The organism is Nocardia sp. 852002-20019_SCH5090214, from assembly GCF_001665865.1.
In the GTDB taxonomy this organism is placed as follows: domain Bacteria; phylum Actinomycetota; class Actinomycetes; order Mycobacteriales; family Mycobacteriaceae; genus Nocardia; species Nocardia nova.
In genome coordinates, this window is record NZ_LZMK01000383.1 from 88,520 (window position 1) to 106,472 (window position 17,953).

General features: G+C 67.9%; 18 protein-coding genes. 8 read left to right on the top strand and 10 right to left on the bottom strand.

Features of this window, described 5'->3' with window-relative positions:
* Positions 1 to 44 precede the first annotated feature (44 nt).
* A complete protein-coding gene (locus A5780_RS31920) occupies positions 45 to 1,397 on the top strand; it encodes a cytochrome P450 (protein ID WP_064903775.1) in 1,353 nt (450 codons plus the stop codon).
* A gap of 92 nt (positions 1,398 to 1,489) precedes the next feature.
* Here A5780_RS31920 and A5780_RS31925 read toward each other — a convergent pair whose 3' ends face one another.
* A complete protein-coding gene (locus tag A5780_RS31925; protein ID WP_030515733.1) occupies positions 1,490 to 2,239 on the bottom strand; it encodes an SDR family oxidoreductase in 750 nt (249 codons plus the stop codon).
* 46 nt (positions 2,240 to 2,285) lie between these two features.
* Complete coding sequence (locus A5780_RS31930; protein WP_064903757.1) at positions 2,286 to 3,758, bottom strand: aldehyde dehydrogenase; 1,473 nt, start codon at positions 3,756 to 3,758, stop codon at positions 2,286 to 2,288.
* 112 nt (positions 3,759 to 3,870) lie between these two features.
* Here A5780_RS31930 and A5780_RS31935 point away from each other — a divergent pair, with 112 nt between their 5' ends.
* The 6 genes from A5780_RS31935 (at position 3,871) to A5780_RS31960 (ending at position 9,720) form a co-directional block, all read left to right on the top strand.
* A complete protein-coding gene (locus A5780_RS31935; RefSeq protein ID WP_064910854.1) occupies positions 3,871 to 4,749 on the top strand; it encodes an SDR family NAD(P)-dependent oxidoreductase in 879 nt (292 codons plus the stop codon).
* A gap of 144 nt (positions 4,750 to 4,893) precedes the next feature.
* A complete protein-coding gene (locus tag A5780_RS31940) occupies positions 4,894 to 6,099 on the top strand; it encodes a cytochrome P450 (RefSeq protein ID WP_063014570.1) in 1,206 nt (401 codons plus the stop codon).
* Position 6,100: 1 nt separating this feature from the next.
* Entirely contained in the window at positions 6,101 to 6,907 is an 807-nt protein-coding gene (locus A5780_RS31945) for an SDR family oxidoreductase (protein ID WP_064903753.1), read from the top strand.
* Positions 6,907 to 7,104, top strand: a complete 198-nt coding sequence (locus A5780_RS31950) for a ferredoxin (RefSeq protein WP_030515738.1) — start codon at positions 6,907 to 6,909, stop codon at positions 7,102 to 7,104. The genes A5780_RS31945 and A5780_RS31950 overlap by 1 nt, the downstream gene beginning before the upstream one ends.
* Positions 7,105 to 7,135: 31 nt before the next feature.
* Positions 7,136 to 8,215: a dihydrodipicolinate reductase gene (locus A5780_RS31955; RefSeq protein WP_064910856.1), complete on the top strand. Its 1,080-nt coding sequence runs from the start codon at positions 7,136 to 7,138 to the stop codon at positions 8,213 to 8,215.
* A gap of 278 nt (positions 8,216 to 8,493) precedes the next feature.
* Positions 8,494 to 9,720, top strand: a complete 1,227-nt coding sequence (locus A5780_RS31960) for a cytochrome P450 (protein WP_063014473.1) — start codon at positions 8,494 to 8,496, stop codon at positions 9,718 to 9,720.
* Positions 9,721 to 9,847: 127 nt separating this feature from the next.
* Here the strand turns inward: A5780_RS31960 and A5780_RS31965 are convergent, their stop codons facing one another.
* Positions 9,848 to 10,447: a TetR/AcrR family transcriptional regulator gene (locus tag A5780_RS31965; RefSeq protein WP_063014475.1), complete on the bottom strand. Its 600-nt coding sequence runs from the start codon at positions 10,445 to 10,447 to the stop codon at positions 9,848 to 9,850.
* Between the two features lie 130 nt (positions 10,448 to 10,577).
* On the opposite strand from A5780_RS31965, the gene A5780_RS31970 reads away from it, so the two are divergent.
* Positions 10,578 to 11,453: an NmrA/HSCARG family protein gene (locus A5780_RS31970; protein WP_064910858.1), complete on the top strand. Its 876-nt coding sequence runs from the start codon at positions 10,578 to 10,580 to the stop codon at positions 11,451 to 11,453.
* A 63-nt stretch (positions 11,454 to 11,516) separates the two neighbouring features.
* Here A5780_RS31970 and A5780_RS31975 read toward each other — a convergent pair whose 3' ends face one another.
* The 7 genes from A5780_RS31975 to A5780_RS32005 all read right to left on the bottom strand — a co-directional run bounded on the left by A5780_RS31975 (position 11,517) and on the right by A5780_RS32005 (position 17,880).
* Positions 11,517 to 11,948, bottom strand: coding sequence for a nuclear transport factor 2 family protein (locus A5780_RS31975; protein ID WP_064910910.1), 432 nt, complete (start codon positions 11,946 to 11,948; stop codon positions 11,517 to 11,519).
* A 179-nt stretch (positions 11,949 to 12,127) separates the two neighbouring features.
* Entirely contained in the window at positions 12,128 to 12,439 is a 312-nt protein-coding gene (locus A5780_RS31980; RefSeq protein WP_063014479.1) for a pyrimidine/purine nucleoside phosphorylase, read from the bottom strand.
* A 30-nt stretch (positions 12,440 to 12,469) separates the two neighbouring features.
* The gene (locus A5780_RS31985) at positions 12,470 to 13,516 is read right to left on the bottom strand and encodes an alpha/beta hydrolase (RefSeq protein ID WP_064910860.1); all 1,047 of its coding nucleotides are present in this window, start codon (positions 13,514 to 13,516) and stop codon (positions 12,470 to 12,472) included.
* A complete protein-coding gene (locus A5780_RS31990) occupies positions 13,513 to 14,397 on the bottom strand; it encodes a short-chain dehydrogenase/reductase (protein WP_064910862.1) in 885 nt (294 codons plus the stop codon). The genes A5780_RS31985 and A5780_RS31990 overlap by 4 nt, the downstream gene beginning before the upstream one ends.
* Complete coding sequence (locus tag A5780_RS31995) at positions 14,394 to 15,857, bottom strand: NAD(P)/FAD-dependent oxidoreductase (RefSeq protein WP_064910864.1); 1,464 nt, start codon at positions 15,855 to 15,857, stop codon at positions 14,394 to 14,396. Before A5780_RS31995 ends, A5780_RS31990 begins: the two co-directional genes overlap by 4 nt.
* An 89-nt stretch (positions 15,858 to 15,946) precedes the next feature.
* Positions 15,947 to 16,990, bottom strand: a complete 1,044-nt coding sequence (locus tag A5780_RS32000; RefSeq protein ID WP_064910866.1) for a PDR/VanB family oxidoreductase — start codon at positions 16,988 to 16,990, stop codon at positions 15,947 to 15,949.
* Positions 16,987 to 17,880, bottom strand: a complete 894-nt coding sequence (locus A5780_RS32005; RefSeq protein ID WP_064910868.1) for a metal-dependent hydrolase — start codon at positions 17,878 to 17,880, stop codon at positions 16,987 to 16,989. The genes A5780_RS32000 and A5780_RS32005 overlap by 4 nt, the downstream gene beginning before the upstream one ends.
* Positions 17,881 to 17,953 lie beyond the last annotated feature (73 nt).

Sequence of the window (17,953 nt, forward strand, 5' to 3'; positions counted from 1 at the left end):
CTGTGTGCTTGGAGCCTGAGGCCGGGGACGCCCGAGAGGACAGCATCGTGACCGTGCACGCCGACGACCACAGACAGCCGCGCTACGACTTCGATCGGCATGCGCCGCAGTACCGCGACAATTTCGACGCGATCACCACCGAGATGCACCGGCAGTGTCCGCTCGCGTGGTCGCCGACCTACGGCGGGCACTGGGTGGCGGCCGGCAGCCGCGAGGTGTTCAGCCTCGCGCGCTCGGAACACGTGTCGAGCGACCACGATCCGAACGGGGAGCGCCGCGGCTACCGCGGCATCACCATTCCGTTTCCCGAGACCGGGAATGTCATCCGCAACGGCATCCTCGAAATGGATCCGCCCGAGCAGCGGCTGTGGCGTCAGGCGCTCAATCCGTATCTGTCGCCGGCCGCGGTGCAGCGCTGGGTGCCGTTCGTCGACGAGGTGGTCCGGGCGAGTCTCGACGATCGGATCGAGAGCGGCCGTATCGATTTCGTCGACGACCTGGCCAATATCGTGCCGGCCGTCCTCACCCTGGCGATGCTGGGCATCCCGCTGCGCAAATGGCAGTTGTACTGCGAACCCGCGCACGCCTCGGTGTACACCCCACCGAATTCGCCCGATATCGAACGGGTTCGGCGCCAGCACGAGGCGATGGGCCTGGATCTGCTGATCAACCTCACCCAGGTGCGCGAGAATCCGCGTCCGGGAATCATCGAGGCGCTGACGCGTCTGGAGATCGACGGCGCCGCGCCGCCGGATATCGAAATCCTGGGCATGCTGGGCCTGCTGATCGGTGGCGGTTTCGACACCACCACCGCGCTGACGGCCCATGCGCTGGAATGGCTCTCGGAGCATCCGGATCAGCGGGCGATCCTCAGCGCCGAACGCGACCTGCTGCTGAACTCGGCGACCGAGGAATTCCTCCGGTACTTCACTCCCGCACCCGGTGACGGCCGCACCATCGCCGCGGATTGCGAATATGCGGGCATCCGGCTCGAGGAAGGGGAGCGGCTGTGGCTGTCGTGGGCGATGGCCAACCGCGACCCGGAACTGTTCCCGGACCCGAACACCGTCGACCTGGATCGGAAGGGCAACCGCCACTTCAGCTTCGGTCTGGGCGTCCACCGCTGCATCGGTTCCAATGTGGCGCGCACGGTGTTCAAGCGCATGCTGGTCGCGGTGCTCGATCGGTTGCCGGATTTCCGGTGCGATCCCGGCGGCGCGGTGCACTACGACACGATCGGCGTGATCCAGGGCATGCGCCATCTGCCGGCCACGTTCACACCCGGCCCGCGGCTGGGCCCCGGACTCGACGAAACCCTGGAGACTCTGCAGCAGGTCTGCGATGAGAAGCGCCTGGCCGAGCCGGTCACCGTCCGTCACGGCAGCGCCGACCTCTGATCGCGAAAGGTGAAGCGGCCCGTCCCGGTTCACCGCACCGACCGCTGCCACCGGCCCGCTGGAACGCCCGTCGAGGGGACGGGCGTCGCCTGCTACCGGATGATCTGCCCGCCGTCCACGTTGAGGATGTGCCCGGTGACCCACGCCGCGTCGTCGGACAGGAGATACAGGCATGCCCCCACCAGATCCTGCGGGGTGCCGATCCGCTTGAGCGGCAGGCGATTCACCATGTCGTTCACGATCGAGCCCGGGGTGACGGTCTGCGTCGCCTCGGTGTTGATCGGTCCCGGCGCGATGGCGTTGATGCGGATGTTGGATCCGCCGAGTTCGACCGCCAGCTGCTGGGTGAGGCTGTTGACCCCCGCCTTGGCGAGGCCGTAGAAGTTCGAATACACCCATGCGGCGGTGGAGGACTGGTTCACGATGGATCCGCCGCCGCCCTTCGACATGTGCTGCCACACCGCGCGGGTCATGTTCAGCGCGCCGTCGAGATTCACGCTCATGAACTTCTTGTAGTAGTCCCACGGCACCGTCAGCAGCAGGTCCAACTTCATCCCGCCGTAGATGGCGGCGTTGTTGACCAGATGGTTGATCGCGCCGAACTCGTTCTGCGTGTAGTCGGCCAGGGTGGTGACCGATTCGGGATCGGAGACGTCGACCGGATGGAAGACCGCGGTGGCGCCGCCGCTGCTGATCTCCTCGGCGACCTGTTTTCCCTTGTCCTCGTTGAGATCCGCGACGACGACGGTGGCGCCCTCGCCGGCCAGTGCCCTCGCGTATTCGGCGCCGATGCCCTGGGCCGCGCCGGTGACGATCGCGACGCGATCGGTGAAACGAGCCATGAGTTGTCTTCTCCTGTCGATAATTCGCGACGAGGTCGCGTGCTGTCTATTTCTGGGCGGTGGCGACGAGCTTGGTTTCGAGGTACTCCTCGAATCCGGCGACACCCAGTTCGCGGCCGATGCCGGACTGCTTGTATCCGCCGAACGGGGCGTCGGCGCTGTACCAGATACCGCCGTTGACGCCCAGGGTTCCGGTCCGGACACCGTTGACCACGTGGTCGATTCGCGCCTGGTCGGTGCCCCACACCTCGCCCGAGAGCCCGTAGGGCGATTCGTTGGCCAGCCGGATGGCGTCGTCGTCGCCGTCGTGCGGGATCACCACCAGCACCGGGCCGAAGATCTCCTCCTGCGCCGCGGTCGAGGTGTTGGACAGTCCGCTGATCAGGGTGGGTTCGATGAAGAACCCGCGGTCGCGATCGGGACTGCCCCCGCCGGTGACGATGGTGCCGCCCTCGGCGCGTGCGATATCGATGTAGCGCTGCACGCGGTCGCGCTGCCGCGCCGAGATGACCGGCCCGCAGACGGTGCCCGGCTCGTTCGGATCACCCGGGACGATGCCGCCCATCGACTTCGCCGCCGCGGCGACCGCCGTGTCGTACTGCTCGCGCGGAACCAGCAGGCGAGTGGTGAGCGCGCAACCCTGGCCGGCGTGGACGCAGACTGTGAACCCCGCGTAGCTCGCCGCGGCGGCCACATCGGTGTCGTCCAGAACGATGAAGGCCGACTTCCCGCCGAGTTCGAGAAAGACCTTCTTCAAGCTCTGCGCCGCACCGGCCATGATGGTCCGGCCCGTCTGCGTCGATCCGGTGAACGAGATCATGTCCACCCGCGGATCGGTGACCAGCTGGGCGCCGAGCTGATGGTCGTCGGAGGTGACGATATTGATCACGCCGGCCGGAATGTCGGTGTGTTCGGCGATCACCGTGCCGACCAGCGCGGCGACCCACGGGGTGTCGGGAGCCGGTTTGAGCACCACGGTGCACCCGGCCGCCAGCGCGGGGCCGAGTTTGGCGAAGTTGATCTGATGCGGGAAATTCCACGGCGTGATGGCGCCGACCACGCCGATCGGCTCCCGGCGCAGCGTGCGCGCCGTCGGGATTCCCATCGGCTTCGCGACGCCGAGATCGCTGACCCACTCGTAACTTTCGGCCAGGTCGGCGAAATAGCCGAGGTCACCGATCGGGCCCTCCAGTTGCGGGCCGCTGGTGAGCATGCGCGGGGCGCCCACCTCGGCGATGGTGATCTCGCGCAGTTCCTCGATGTTGTCGCGCAGCGCGTCGCGCAGTTGCCGCAGGCACCGGGCGCGGAACGCGTGATCGCGCGACCACTCGGTGTTGTCGAAGGCCGCGCGGGCGGCGGCGATGGCCGCGTCCATATCGGCGGCGTCGGCATTGGCGGCCTGGCCGAGGATCTCCTCGGTCGCCGGATTGACCGTCGCGAACACCCCCGCGCCGCCGGCGACCAGTTTGCCGTCGATCAGAAGCCGGGATCCCTCGCCTGGGGGGAGCAGTTTCGTCATTCGCCTCTCCGATAGGGCTGTCTGGACACCTGTACGGAATATAGTTTGGACGGAGCTGTGAATACAAGAACGTGTTGCAGACCGATCGAATCGGCGAGAGGCGGTACCGGCGATGACCGGAGATGCGGCGGTGGCCGGTAAGGCGGCGATCGTGGTGGGCGGCGGCAGCGGCATCGGCCGGGCCGTCGCCGTCGAACTGGCGCGCCAGGGCGCGGGGGTGGTGGTCAATTCCCGGAGCGAGGCGGCGGTGGCCGCGGTGGTGGACGACATTCGCGCGGCGGGCGGTCGTGCCGTCGCGGTCGCGGGCTCGGCCGCGGACGAAACGATCGCGGACGCGCTGGTGAGCCGGTGCGTCGAAAGTTGCGGTGCCGTCGACGTTCTCGTCAACTGTGCCGGCATCGCCGAACCCGCGCACTCCTCGATCCTCGATATCTCCACCGCGGACTGGCGAGCCCAGCTCGATTCCCACCTGACCACGGTGTTCAACACCTGCCGCGCGGTGGCGCCGCTGATGGTGGCTCGTGGCGCCGGCTCGATCGTCAACACCGGCTCGTTCGCCTATCTCGGCGACTACGGCGGTACCGGCTATCCGGCCGGAAAAGGCGCGGTCGCGAGCCTGACGCTGGCCATGGCCGCGGAGCTGAAAGAGCACGGTATCCGGGTGAACGCGATCTGTCCGGGGGCCAGGACGCGACTGTCCACCGGACCGGAATACGAGGCGAAGATCGCCGAGCTGCGCGAGCGGGGGCTGCTCGACGAGTTCACCGCGCAGTCGTCGCTGGACGCGCCGCCGCCCGATTACGCGGCCGCGCTGTATGTCTATCTCGCCTCCGACCTCGCCACCGCGACGGGCGAGATCTTCGTTGCGGCAGGCGGATTCGTCGGTCGCTTCGCCCGGCCGAAGCTCGAGTCGATCGGTTATCGCGACCATGCGGAAACTCCGCCGTGGTCGGTGGCCGAGCTGCGGCCGCTGTTCGGCGAGGGATCGTGAAGCCGATGGTGGCGCTCGAGCTCGCCCATTGTCCGGATTCCGGTCCGGTGGTAGCGTCCAGACACATGTCCAGTCCTGTGTCTCGGTTGGCGGTGTGCGGATGAGGCTTCATGTGAACGCGTTATATTTCGAGAGGTGGGTGTGATGACTGTGGCATCTGCGCAACCGGTCGTATTCGATCCCTACGACTACCGCTTCCACGAGGATCCGTATCCGGTGTATCGGCGGCTGCGCACGGAGGCGCCGCTGTACTACAACCCGGACCTGGACTTCTGGGCGCTGTCGCGCCACGCCGACGTGACGGCCGCATTCCGCGACGCCACCCGTCTGTCCAGCGCCAACGGCGTCTCCCTGGACCCGGCCGCGTGGGGCCCGCACGCGCACAAGACCATGTCTTTTCTCGCCATGGACGATCCGCGCCACCTGCGCATGCGCCAGCTGGTCAACAAGGGCTTCACGCCGCGCCGGATCGCAGGTATGGGCGATCGGATCCGGGAACTGACGTTGCAGCACCTGGAACCCGCGCTCGAGCAGGGCAGTTTCGACTGGATCGAGGATTTCGCGGGCAAGCTGCCCATGGACGTCATCTCCGACATGATGGGCGTGCCCGAACCCGATCGCGCCGAGATCCGCCGGATGGCCGACCTGGTGGTGCATCGCGAGGAGGGTGTGCTCGACGTGCCGGAGGCGGCCATCGAGGCCTCGCTGAATCTGGTCGTCTACTACTCCGACATGGTCGCCCAGCGCCGCCGCAGCCGCACCGAGGACCTGACCTCGGCGCTGCTCGACGCGGAGATCGACGGTGACAAACTCACCGACGACGAGATCATCGGCTTCATGTTCCTCATGGTCGTGGCCGGAAACGAGACCACCACCAAACTGCTCGGCAACGCGCTGTACTGGGCCGGCCGCAACCCCGAACAGTTCGCCAAGGTCGTCGCCGACGGCGACCTGGTGCCGGACTGGGTCGAGGAGACGCTGCGCTACGACAATTCGAGTCAGATGGTGGCGCGCTCCTCGGTCGTCGATGTGCCGTTCGAACACGGGGTGATCCCCGCCGGTTCGAAGGTGGTGTTGCTCATCGGCTCCGCCAATCGCGACGACGCGGTCTTCACCGACGGCGATCGCTACGACATCGAACGCACCGACAAGAGCGCGCTGGCCAGTTTCGGCGGCGGCGTGCACTTCTGCCTGGGCGCGCATCTGGCCCGGCTGGAGACGGTTGTCGCCCTGCGCGAGTTCGCTTCCCGCGTCCGGGAGTACTCGATCGACGAGTCCGCCATGGAGCGGGTGCATTCGACCAATGTCCGGGGGTTCGCGAAACTCCCTGTCACCGTGGAGGTTTCATAGTATGCCGCGTTTCGATCCGCACCCGGATGTGCGACCGGTTCTCATCGCCGGGGCGTCGTCGGGAATCGGCGCCGCGACCGCGATCATGCTGGCCGAGGCCGGATTCCCGGTGGCGCTCGGTGCGCGCCGGGTGGAGACCTGCCGCGAACTGGCCGACAAGATCACCGCCAACGGCGGCACCGCCTTCGCGGGTTCGCTCGACGTGACCGACGATGCCTCGGTCGACGCCTTCGTCACCGCGGCCGAGGAGGCGCTGGGGCCCATCGAGGTCGCGGTATCCGGCGCCGGGGACATCGAATTCGGTCTGGCCTACGAAATGGAACCGCAGACCTTCCTGAAGCAGGTCGACGTCCATCTGGTGGGTGCGCAACGGCTGGCCCATCGCATCCTGCCGGGCATGATCTCCCGGCGCCGCGGCGATTTCGTCTTCATCGGCTCCGACTGCGCCGACCAGGTCCGCCCCCGCAACGGCGCCTACAACGCCGCCAAGACCGGACTCGAGGCGATGGCCCGCCAGCTGCGAATGGAGTTGGAGGGCACCGGTGTTCGCGCCTCGATCGTGCGGCCGGGCGCGACCCAGACCGGAATGGGGATGAACGCCGCACCCGAGCAGGTCGGCCCACTGCTCGACGACTGGGTGAAATGGGGCTTCGCCCGCCACCCCTTCTTCCTGCGCGCCTCCGACCTCGCCGCCGCGATCGCCGCGGTGGTCAACACACCGCGCGGCGCGCATCTGGTGCTGGTCGAGGTGCAGCCGGAAGCCCCGTTGCGCGAGCCGGACCAGGCCGATAAGGAGGCACAGAGCTGATGCGTATCGAAGTGGATCTGGACCTGTGTCAGGGCCACGCGATGTGCCAGGCCGAGGCGCCGGACTACTTCGACGTGCCCAAACACGGCAAGGTCGAAATCGTGCGGCCCGAGGTGGACGAGGCCGACCGCGCGGATGTGGAGAACGCGGTGCGGTACTGCCCGACCCAGGCGCTCTCGATCGTGCGGGACCAGTGATGGGCGCGGCCGTCCGGGAAGGGGAGCGTTCGTGATCAGGGTGATCCAGTGGGCGACCGGTGGAGTGGGTCGCGCCGCGATCGAAGGCGTCCTCGACCATCCGGAGCTGGAACTGGTGGGCGCCTGGGTGCACAGCCCCGACAAGGACGGCGTCGATCTCGGCACCCTGGTGGGGCGTGAGCCCATCGGCGTCACCGCCACCACCGACGCCGAGGCCCTGCTCGCCCTCGACGCCGACTGCGTGATCTACAGCCCGGTCTTCGCCGATACCTCGGTGCTGCGCGCGATCCTGCGTTCGGGCAAGAACGCCGTGACCCCGCTGGGCTGGTTCTATCCCCGGCAGCGCGACCGCGAGAAGTTCGACGCGGTCTGCGCCGAGGGCGGAGTCACGTTGCACGGCACCGGAATTCACCCCGGCGGCCTCACCGAACGGTTGCCGCTGGTGGTCTCCGCGCTGTCGGGTTCGGTGACCGGCGTCCGAGCCGAGGAATTCTCCGATATCCGCACCTACGGCGCTCCGGATGTGGTGCGGCACTGGATGATGTTCGGCGCCGATCCGGAGAAGGCCGCGGGAAGCACCGTCGCGGCGATGCTGGCCGGCGGCTACAGCCAGTCGGTGTGGATGATTGCCGACGAACTGGGATTCGATCTGGATCCCGATATCCGCACCACGCACGACATCGCGGTCGCCACCGCGCCGATCGACTCACCGATCGGCGTCATCGAGCCGGGACAGGTTGCGGCCCAGCGCTTTCGGTGGGAAGGCACGGTCGACGGCGAACCGGTGATCACGGCGGCGGTCAACTGGTTCATGGGTGAGCGGAACTTCGACCCGGCGTGGAGCTTCGGGCCGAACGGTCAGCGGTTCGAGGTCGAGGTGCGCGGCGACCCCGGCTGTGTGCTGACGCTGTCCGGCTTGCACGCCCACGATCCGGCCGAGGGGGCCCGGCGCAATCCCTCGATCGTCGCCACGGCGCTGAACTGTGTGAACGCGATCCCCTATGTCGTGGCGGCCGAACCGGGCGTGCGCACCTATCTCGATCTGCCGCTGCCGGCGGGGCGGGCCGCGCCGCGTCTGCATCGCGACCGGAGAACCGAGGTGAGCGGATGAACGAAACCCGCCGTTGAATTCCCGGGTGCCTCGGGTTTTCGCCGACCGAACAGTGCGATACAGACCGATAGCGTAGAGCGATGCGCGTCCGGACGATCGGGAAATCCCGCCGATCGGGCGGTTTTTCGTATGCTCGAAATAGTTTTGTCATAACTTCTGTTTTTCCGGAATGCGCGCATCCGCAGCTCTTTTCCGCTGCAATGCAACGTGTTCTAATCAAGGAAGAACACGTTTCGAAAAATCCATGATTCGCAGTGCAGCGGACACGAGGAGGAACTGTGGCTGCTCCGTCGATACCGGCCGGATTCGATTTCACCGACCCGGGACTGTGGGCCGAGAGAAGTCCGGTCGCCGAATTCGCGGAATTGCGGCGCACCGCGCCGGTCTGGTGGAACGCCCAGAGTGAGGAGCAGTCCTACCCGTTCGAGGATGCCGGCTACTGGGTGGTGAGCCGGCACGAGGACATCAAGGAGATCTCGCGCCGCTCGGACGTCTTCTCCTCGGAGAAGAAGGGTTCCATCATCCGGCTGCCCGGTTTCGCCACGCCGGAGCAGTTGTCGGTGACCAGTGCGCTGCTGGTGAACATGGATCCGCCCAAGCACACCAAGATCCGCCGCATCATCTCCAAGGGTTTCACCCCGCGCGCCGTGGAGAGCCTGCGGGCGGCATTGACCGAGCGGGCCGAGCGAATCGTGCGCGCCGCCAAGGAATCCGGCGGCGGCGATTTCGTCGAACAGGTGGCGTGCGAATTGCCGTTGCAGGCCATCGCCGAACTGCTGGGCGTCCCGCAGGACGATCGCCACAAGCTGTTCGACTGGTCGAATCAGATGCTCAATTACGACGATCCGGAATACGGTGATTCCGCGGTCGCCTCGGCCGAAATTCTGGGCTACGCGTGGAATATGGCCGAGGCGCGCCGGTCGGAACCGTCGGGCGATATCGTCAGCCAACTGGTCAGCGCCGATATCGACGGCGAGGCATTGGGTTCGGACGAATTCGGATTCTTCGTCATTCTCCTCGCCGTCGCCGGAAACGAAACCACCCGCAATGCGATCACGCACGGGATGAAGGCTTTCGTCGACCATCCGGACCAGTGGGAGGTGTACCGGCAGCAGCGTCCGCGCACGGCGGTCGACGAAATCGTGCGCTGGGCGACTCCGGTCACCGCGTTCCAGCGCACCGCGACCGAGGATGTGGAATTGGGCGGGCAGCTGATCAAGGCCGGTGAGCGGGTCGGATTGTTCTACAGCTCGGCCAATTTCGACGAGGCGGCCTTCGACAAGCCGTTCGACTTCGACGTGCTGCGCGATCCCAACCCGCATCTGGCCTTCGGCGGAACGGGCGCCCACTTCTGCGTCGGCGCCAACCTCGCCCGCCTGGAAATAGACCTGATGTTCAACGCCATCGCCGACGTGATGCCCGACCTGCACCAGATCTCCGACCCCCAGCGCCTGCGCTCGGGCTGGATCAACGGCATCAAACACTGGCAGGTCGAATACTCCTAGACCCGGGGAAAAGGGCTGGGGGACAACCGAGGGCCGCACGATCATTCGTGCGGCCCTCGGTCGTGTGCGCGACATGCGTTGTGGCCCAGCGTCATTCCCGGCGCAGTGGTCCGGCAACCGGTGTCGGTCACGCAGGCGCGCGGTGATCGGGCGCGCGGAGGCCGTCGAGCACGACGGCGATCAGAGGGTTCGGCGCGTTGCGCGCTCGGGCGCGGCGTTCGACCGTCGCCGCGCCGATGACCAGGTCGAGCACGTCGGCGACATCGATGTCGGGTCGTACGGCCCCTGCCTCTTTCGCCCGGGAGAGCAGGGTGTCGAACGACCGGATGAAGTCGTGCCGGAGTTCGTCGGGGATCGCTACGGCCGTGCCGCCGTCGTCATCCAGCGCTTCGCACAGCGCCTGGTTGAGGGCGACCTCGCCGACGAGGTGGGTGAAGTAGTCGAAGAACGCGTCCTCCGGCGCGGTATCGGTGCCGGCGAGCAGGCGTGCTCGTTCGGTGAACTCCTCCACCCGGCCGACGACGACCGCCTCGAACAGTGCGGAACGCGTGGGGAAATGCCGGTACACGGTGCCGACGCCGACGCCCGCTCGGCGCGCGATCTCGTCGAACGACGCCGACGAGCCGTCCACCGAGAGCATCTCCCGGGCGACCGCCAGTACCTGGTCCCGGTTGCGGCGCGCGTCGGCGCGCAGTGGCTTGGCAACCTGCCCCGCGTCCTTACCCATCGCTCGATCGTAGCCGCCACCGTTGCTAAACGGAGACTCCTCTCCGTATAGTGAGCGGAAGCGGAGAACGGTCTCCGTTTACTGCGGCTCGGCGGCGCGGTAGATCCGAAGATTCGCTTACGGAGGGCTCATGGAACAGGTTGTTTTCGTCATCGGCGCGACCGGGCAGCAAGGCGGGGCGGTCGCCGATCGTCTCCTTGCCGACGGATGGCAGGTGCGGGTGTTGACTCGTCGCCCCGACAGCGACAGGGCGCGAAGCTTGGCGCAAACGGGCGCGCAGGTGATCGCGGGCTCGCTGGAGGACCCGGCGACGATCGACCGCTGCGTCGACGGCGCCTACGGCGTGTACAGCGTGCATCCCGGGCCGCTGACCCCGGAGCAGGACGAGGTGAAGGCAGGTAAGGCCGTCACCGACGCGGCGGTGAAATATGGTGTGGCCCACCTGGTTTACAGCTCTGGCCTGGGTGCCGATCGCGGCGGCCAGCCGACCAAATGGGAGATCGAGCAGTACATCGCCGCGTCGGGTGTCTCGGCCACGGTGCTGCGGCCGAGTTCCTTCATGGAGAATCTGATCACGCAGTCCGCGACGGTCGGGATAAGCGACGGCGCGCTGCGCACCGCCGCCGCCGCGCACGTGCGTCAGCAATTCATCGCGCTCGACGATATCGGCGCGTTCACCGCGCTCGCCCTGCGGAATCCGGACGACTATCGCGGCCGGACACTGGAACTCGTCGGCGACGTGCTCACGCCGCCGGAGGTCGCCGCGCAGGTCGGCGCCGCCCTCGGGCGGCCGGTCCCGTACATCCAGCGCCCGATCGAGGAACTGTGCCGCATCAACGAACGATTCGCCCGCGGCTACGAACTGCTCAACAGCGGCGACGGCAGCATCCCCGACGTCGACGTCGACGAACTGCGCGCACTGCACCCGGGCTTGATGACCTTCCGGGACTGGCTCGACGCCAAGGGCGCGAAGCTGATCCGCCCCTTGCTCGACACCCGGCCTTGATCATCACCGAGGTGCGCCCTCGCGCTTGTCGGCGTCGACGATCGGGAACGGTGACCGAAGCTGTCAGCCGGTGACCGCCGGTTCACCGAAGACGTCACGGTGTCCGCGCGCGGTGTCCATGTATTCGCGAACCCGGTGAATCACTCCGTCGCGCAATTCGAACACGAAACAGTAGTCGTTGCTGTAGCGATTTCCGTTCGCCAGCGTGGCAGTCATCGTCTCCTCCACGATCACCCGGTCGCCCTCGGCGTAGAAGCCGTGAAAATCTAGCGCGACGTCGGCGACGAACAGGCGGGGAAAACCGTTCGCGATGAACTCCGTGATGGCCTCGCGTCCGATCATGTGGCTGGGAGCGTCCAAGGCGACCGCGGTGGCATTGCCGGCCGGCGCCAGCCATTCGGCGTCCGGAGTGAAGAATGCTGCGATCTGCTCGGCGTCGTGGCTGGCGAAGGCTCGCCAGGCAGCCTGAACCACGGTCCTGTTGTCCGGTGTCATGGCCCGGACCTTACCGTCGTGAACGACGGCGATCCGGCGGGAAATGGACAAGGTCATCGGGGTGGCAGGGGAGCATCGGCGGCCCGTGCCGCCGGGTGGGCCGCACGATCGCTCGTGCGGCCCTCCTTCGTAAACCCTTGCGTGGCAGCGGTTCTCGGGGCTGCGGGGTTATCGGATGTTCAGCCGAAGTGGCAGACGTAGTGCAGGGTTTCCCGCACCTCGATGTCGAACGAGCTGTCGCCGGGCACGGAGAACGATTCGCCGCCGCGGTAGGTCGTCGGCTCGGTCGCGCCGGGCAGTGTCACGGCGCACTCGCCCTCCACCAGTTCCATGATCTCCGGAGCGCCGGTGGTGAAGGTCAATGTCGACGGCAGGATCACGCCGACCGACTTCCTGGTGCCGTCGGGCAGCGTGAGGTCGTGGCTCACGCATTTGCCGTCGAAGTACACATTGGCCTTCGTGGCCACGCTGACGTTCTCGAACTGCGACATGGTCTCTTTCCCGGAGGTGACGTGGAGTAGTCAGCCTACTGACCGCGCCGATCGGCCCGGTGCGGCGGTCGCCGCCGCTGTCTCCCCGGCGGGATCGAGATGGGCGGCGACGAAGCGGGCCGCGGCGCGGTAGGCGGATCGGGATTCGGGCACGACGGCAGGTAGCGCGTGGAACACGTGCAGTTGCCCGGGCCAGGTGTGCAGCGAGCAGTGTGCGCCGGCGGCCCGCAGCGCCGTGGCGAGGGCGACGGCGTCGGCGGTGAAGAACTCGTCCCCGCCGACGTGAATCAGGGTCGGCGGCAGAGCCGTTCCCGCGACCGGCCGCAGCCGCTGCGGTCGCGCGGTGAACTGCGCGACGGCCGCGCGGGCGACGGCCGGGCCCAGCACGGTGTCCCGATGGACGGAGCGCGCGGCGGTATCCAGGGAGAGATCGGTCATCGGCGAGAACAGCAGCAGGCAGGCAGGGCGCGAATTACCCTGCGCCGCATGCGTGATCGCGAAGTCCGCGGCCAGATAGCCGCCCGCGGAATCGCCGGCCAGCACGATGCGGTCCGGATCGTAGCCCTGGGTCAGCAGCCATCGGTAGGCCGCCGCGACATCCTGCGGCGCGGCCGGATGCGGATACTCGGGAGCGAGCCGGTAGGCCGGCGTGAAGACCGGCAGCCGGGTGGCCGTGGATAGCCGCGAGGCGACGCCGCGGTAGGACCGGGGCGAGCCGGCCACGAACCCGCCGCCGTGTACGTAGAGCACAGCGGCGTCGTCGCGGGTGGCACGCGGTCCGCGCACCCATTCGCCCGGAACCGGGCCGTCGTCCACCGGGTCGATGCCGGTCCCGCCGAGCACCGGCGCGGCCGCGCGCATACCGTGCTCGAGCAGCAGGCGTGCGGCAGCGAGGGTGCGCCGGTCGACCGGGACGGCGGCGAGGACGTTGCCCACCCCGAGCAGTGCCGAGATCTGGCGCAGTGCCCGAGCGGGGGGCGAGGCCGGCGCCGCGGTGACGGTGTGGTCTCCCGGGAACAGGCCGGCCGTGGCGAATTCCTCGTGTTCGGAACGGTTTTCGCCGCTCCGGCCGGTCATGGCCGGGTCCGCTGTTCGACGCGCCGCACCAGGTCGTGCATCCGCGCGTCGTTGGCCAGTCGACTGTCGAGCACGACGTTCACCGCGCCGCGCAGCAGGGCGTAGGGCTGCCAGCCGAGCGGCGCGACGGTGCGCGGTGCGCGGCGGGCGATGCCGTCGGCGATCACGGTGGCCGCCTCGGTCGCGCTGATCCGGACGTTGAGCGGCCACGGCAGCAGGCTGTCCAGTTCGTGGCCGAGGGGATCGCGATCGAGAGTGCTGCGCGTCATCTCGGTCTCCACCACGCCGAAATACGACACGCCCGCGCTCGCGCCGAACCCGGCCAGTTCCACCCGCAGGGCGCGGCCCAACTGCTCGACGGCGGCCTTGCTGATCATGTACGGCGATCCGGCCATCCCCGGTGCGAACGCCGCGCACGAGGAGACGACCACGACGTGTCCTCGATTGGCGACGATCTGATCCAGCGCGGGATGCACGGTGTTGTACACGCCGGTGAGGTTGATGGCCATCACCCGGTCGAACGCGGGCCCGGTCATCGTCCGCAGGGTCGCGGCCTCGGGCACGACCCCCGCGTTGGCGACCACGACGTCCAGGCGGCCGAAATGGTCGATCACCCAGGCGACAGCGGCCTCCATACCCTCCCGGTCGGCGACGTCGGCCCCCACGCCGAGCGCGCGCGAGCCGAGATCACGCGCGGCGGTCTCGGCCGCGGCGGCATCGATGTCCACCACCGCGATCCGCGCGCCGCGCCGGTGCAGGATGGCGGCCAGTTCCCGGCCGATGCCCTGGCCGGCGCCGGTGATCAGCACCACCCGTCCGTTCACGTCGTAGCGCTCGCCGCCGAGACCGACCGGCCCGAGCAGTCTTCCGAGGCCGATCATGCGTTCACCGCGTAGGACTCGGCGTCGAAACCGGCTGTGCGGCGGCGGTATTCGAAACTCCAGTTGGGGTACAGGCCCGCGTTGCGGCCGTCGGGGGTGGTGTAGTACGTCTGGCATCCGCCGGTGAGCCAGACCGTCGAGGTGCTGCGTTCCCGCATCTCCTCGACGAAGCGCTCCTGGACCTGCGGCCGCAGTTCGACCCGGCGCGCGCCCTTGCGGCGCATCGTGCGCAGAGCGTCGACGATGTAGGCGATCTGGGATTCGATCATGTAGATCGCCGACTGGTTGCCCGTCGCCCCGAACGGGCCCAGCGTGCAGAAGAAATTGGGGAATCCGGCCAGTGCGATGCCCAGATAGCTTTGCGGCTGCTGATGATACAGCTGCGCCATCGTCACCCCGTCGCGTCCGTGGTAGCGCTCGAAGACCGAGGGGATCGGCTTGAAACCGGTGCCGAAGATGATGGTGTCCACTTCGTGCTCGGAGCCGTCACGTAGCACGATCGAGTGCGGCCGGACCTCCGCGATGGACTCGGTCACCACCTCGACGTTCGGCCGGTCCAGCGCCGGGAAGTACGCGTCGGAGAAGATCGCGCGTTTGCAGCCGATCACGTAGTCCGGGGTCAGTTTCGCGCGCAGCTCCGGGTCGCGCACCTGCCGCCGCAGATGCCACTTGGAGAGGGCCTCGTAGGGATGGCGAAAGCGCTTGTCCACCAGCGAGATCAGGCCGAAGGCCTCGATGGTGGCGTACCAGCCGCCGCGAATCGCCTTCTGCGCCATCGGCAGCGTGCGCAGTACCAGCCGCTCCGCGCCGAGCGTGGCGCGGTCCATTCGCGGCACGATCCACGGCGCGGAGCGCTGGAAGAGCAGCAGCTTGCCGACTTTCGGCTGGATTTCGGGCACGAATTGCACCGCGGACGCTCCCGTGCCGATCACCGCGACCCGTTCGCCGGTGAGGTCATGGTCGTGATCCCAGTGCAGCGAGTGAAAAGCGGTGCCGGCGAACGTTTCCAGGCCCGGCAGCGCCGGATACTTCGCTTCGGCGAAGACCCCGGCGGCCGACAGCAGGAAATTGGCCGTGAGCGAGCCACGGGAGGTCTCGATCCGCCAGACCGACTCGTCCTCGTCCCAGCGGGCGTCCAGCACCTCGGTGCCGAACCGGATGTGCCGGGCCACATCGAACCGTTCCGCCACCGAGCGGAGATAGTCGAGAATCTCGGGCTGCTTGCCGTAGGTGCGCGACCAGTCGGGGTTCGGGGCGAACGAATAGCTGTACAGGTGCGAGGGGACGTCGCACGCGCAGCCGGGGTAGGTGTTCGCCTGCCAGGTGCCGCCGAGGTCGTCCGCGCGTTCCAGGATCACCAGATTGTGGAAACCGGCCTCACGAAGTTTGACGGCCAGGCCGATACCGCCGAATCCGGCGCCGACGATGGCGATGCCGATGTGCTCGCGAGGTGTGTTCATCGCAGGTTCCTTCCGTGCAGTACCGCGATCGGCGTGGCATGCGCTTGTTCGGACAACGTTGTCCCTTCTCGGTGTCGGACGTCGAGCGCTCAGAGGTCGAGCACGAGATCGTCGCCCGCCGCGCGGGAGACGCAGATCAGCATCCGGTCGCCGCGCTCGGCGTCGGGCAGCAGGCGGTCGCGGTGGTCCACGGCGCCGGAGAGCACGCCGGTTTTGCAGGTTCCGCAGAATCCTTGGCGGCAGGAGAAGGTCACGTCCGGCGCCACGCGCCGAATCGCGCTCAGCGCGGTCTCGTTCGCCTCCACCCGCACCGTCCGGCGGGAGCGGGCCAGCTCGATCCGGAACGGCTTCCCGTCGGTGACGGGCAGTGCCGAGAACCGTTCGGTGTGCAGGGAGCCGGTGGGGTTCAGCTCGAACATGCAGCGCTGGGCGGCCGCGAGCATCGGCGGCGGCCCGCAGACGTAGACAGCCGCGCCGGGCTCGGCCCGCGCGATCAGGTCCGCGACCACGGGCACGCCGCACTCGTCGTCCGGCCGGATCTCCGCGTGCGCCGGCAGTTCGGCCAGGAACGGCATGGCGGAGCGGGTGCGGCCGGTGTAGATCAGTTGTCCGCGCGCGCCGGCCGCTGTGGCCATCGGCAGGATCGGGGTGATCCCGATGCCGCCCGCGAGGAACAGGTAGGACGGCGCCTCCACGAAGGGGAAGGCGTTGCGCGGACCGCGAATTCGCAGTGGGTCGCCCACGCGCAGCGTCTCGTGGATCTCCCGGGAACCGCCCTCCCCGTCCGCGATGCGGCGGACCGCGATGCGGTAGCGCTTCCGGTCGGCGGGGTCGCCGCACAGCGAATACTGCCGCTGCCGGCCGGACGGCAGGAAGACGTCCAGATGTGAGCCGGGACGCCAGCTCGGCAGCTCGTCACCGCCGGGCGCGCGCAGCGTCAAGCAGGCCACGTCGTCGGCTTCCCGCTCGACGGACTCGACCACCATGTTCAGGTCGAAACCGTTGCGCCGCACCGGGTTCGGCCGCGACAACACCGTGGCGGCCGGTCCCGAGACGAACACGTGTTTGTAGACGTCGATGACGCCGCCGAGCATCCGCAGCCCGGCGGGCACGCTGGTCGCCGCGCGGGTCATCGCTGTGCCGCCCTGGCCGCGGGCGAGTGTGCGAGGTAGCGCAACGCCGTATCCATCGGGCCGAGCTGGGAGGGATGGAATCCCGGCCGCAGGTAGCGCGGGATCTCGGTGAAGAACGTCGTCCAGCTCGGGATCACCTTGCGACGGGTCGCGCTGACGAATTGCCATCCCCAGAACCGGCCCTTGTCGGGCGAAGGGTCCTTGCGATACATGTACGCGGCCGACAGCACGAACAGCGGCAGCAGCGTCGCACTCGCGACGAGCGCCGTCCGCGCTTTGCGGGCGTAGCTGCCGTCCACGTGCATGAACGCGTCGTACACGACGCTGCGGTGCTCCACCTCTTCGGCGCCGTGCCAGCGCACCAGATCGAGCATGGCCGGATGCATACCCTTCTGCTCGAGCACCTCGGCGTTGAGCAACCATTCGCCGAATACGGCGGTGTAGTGCTCCATGCCGGCGAACAGTCCGAGCCGTTCCTTGAGCCATTCCTCTTTGGCGCGGCCGGTCAGTCCGTGGTCGCCGAGGATGCGATCGACGGCCCAGCCGATCGCGCCGATGTAGGAGTCGACGTCCAGCCCGATCGACCGCAGGTGCGTGCGAGCGGCCTCGTGGGTAGCGGCATGCATGGTCTCCTGTCCGACGAATCCGGTCACCTCCTCGCGGAGCCGTTCGTCGTCGATGTAGGGCAACGACTCTGCGAGGGCCTGGGCCATCGCCCGCTCACCTTCCGGCAGCAGCAGGTGCATCACGTTGACGATGTGGGTGGCCAGCGCCTCACCGGGGATGTAGTGCATGGGCACGGTGGCGAAGTCGAAGTGCACGTCGCGCGCGTTGATCGCATGCGCCTCGTCGCGGTAGGGGCGCCTCGTCGCGCCAGCTGTCGAAGCCATACACGGAACGTACAGCGCAACATTTTCTATTGCAATGTTGCGCGCAACATTTTCCTCGAGAATGTTGCAAAGG